Here is a 2,005-nt window from a genome sequence, read left to right on the forward strand (position 1 = left end):
GGACTATATCACGCTAAATGAACAGGCCGGAACATTTATTCCGGCCTGTTGCTAATGTGAAGTGTGCGTCATCAACGGAGGAGCTACAAAAGAGCAATGTCCTCCGGGAGAATATTAAAAACCCACGAGAAGTTTAATTGATCGCTATGACTATATTTTTTCGTATATAGCCGCCAATAAGATTCATTGAAGAATTGTCTGCCCTCTGCGTTCCGGTCTATATATTTCCATATTTTCAGTAATTGACCATCTTTGGAACAGATGCTTATACACCATTCTTGTTCCGGCTTACCGTTCCACGCATCGTAAAATGTGTCAAAAGTGGGTTCTCCTAAATATTGAAACGGACTGAAGCTATGAACTAATACCGAATCTCCGGGGTCAACAACAGCATCAGTATCAATGAACGGTGACGTAGTAATAATTAGAATCTGATCGGTATTGTTTTTTGCATACCATGAAGTTGCATGTGTAGCCACCCATTTCTTCGGGTCGCATGATATGCTAATTAGTGTAATCGCAAATATGAAAGCAATCTTTTTCATGGCATTTGTAAGTTACTTGTCTTTAATTTATTACAAAGATATAAATGTTCAGGGATTATTCCCTGAACATTTAAAATAATTGTCAGTTACCACAGGTCATTTCAAGCTGCGCTCCTTGATTAATTGTAAACGGAGAGTTTATAGTAACGGACTTGTTGGCCCGAAAGGTCAGTTTCGCACTATTCGTTACAGTAACATTCCGCGTAAGAATATTATTCCCTGAAAAAATGAAAGACGAAGAAACCGTTTTGTCGGTATAAAAGGCATCATGCGTCAAATCTCCGGTATCAGGTTTGGGGACATTCGGGGTAATACCATTGTCCGTAAATGCCTTTTCGATCTCATCAGCCTTTTCGGGATATTTTTCGTACATTTTTGCGACTAATCTGTCATAGGTATCGACCCCAACGACCAAACAATCATATATCTGCTTCTTAGTTAATACTTTATCCCTTTGCAGGTCCCAAAACACATGAGGTTTAAGCCAAGTATGCACATCCGGATAATCATCCAAAAGACCTGACGGATTGTATTTTTCATAGGCCCGGATATGTCCCATTGAGTAACCCCACATTTCACCAATTCCACAAAGTTCTGCATTCTTACCCGTCCCGTTTCCATAAGAACCGTATGTCATAATATAGCTGATATACTTCGCCCAATGCGCACTTCCTACTTGACTGAAATGACTGGCGTGGGACAACTCGTGATTTACAACGTCATAAACCTTCCGGTAAGAGTGTCCACCTGTTCCTATCGTAATATCAGGTAGAACCTTTTTTAGCATTTGATTCAGCACCGTTGCAAGAGTACCGTAACCGATATTGATAAAAAAGTTTTTCCACGATGAATTACCGTTATACCCAATAGGATGTACGATTCGGCGCAACATAGGTGTCGAGGATGTCGTCCAGCGTTTGAAAACCCAAATTTTAAGATTACGGGGCGGTTTGGCAATTCCTGTTTCTTCGCACATTTTATAGTAATCGTAGGTTGCATTATTAACAGCCGCCCAATCCCAAGCAAAACTTCCAGCATTTATATCGCGTGAGTGTCCTCGGTTACTATGCCAACCCATATTAAGATTGGCCCGTGCAATCGGCCCCCAATTACCCCAGATGTCAAAACCTTTCCTGTTGTCAAAAACAATCGCGTAATGCGGTCCGAATCTGAATTTGCTGTCCATTGTATAATGGCCGCTTTCGTCCGTAAATGTCGTAGACCATTTAATAAATCTATGGCATCTGATTTTAACTCCTTTTACCGGAACAAAAGTACCTGCATAATCATCGTAAACTCTGATAGTTCCCTCCGGTCTGCGTTTTCCGCGAGTTTCCGGTTCCTGTTCTTCAAGGGGGTAGCCAAGACTTAAAAAAGCAGCTTCCTCCACATTTATAATACCCCCGCGAGTGGGTGAGATTGTTTCATCTTCTGCCGGAATATAGCATTCTTCAATCACC

General features: G+C 41.3%; 2 protein-coding genes. Both read right to left on the reverse strand.

The window, feature by feature from the left end; genetic code table 11:
• Positions 1–83 precede the first annotated feature (83 nt).
• Complete coding sequence (locus AC5RDS_RS02615; protein ID WP_042493819.1) at positions 84–545, reverse strand: hypothetical protein; 462 nt, start codon at positions 543–545, stop codon at positions 84–86.
• Between the two features lie 82 nt (positions 546–627).
• Positions 628–2,005: hypothetical protein (locus AC5RDS_RS02620; protein WP_494222198.1), on the reverse strand; the 1,378-nt coding region annotated here is incomplete at its 5' end.

The sequence above is a fragment of the Odoribacter sp. genome (assembly GCF_985060555.1).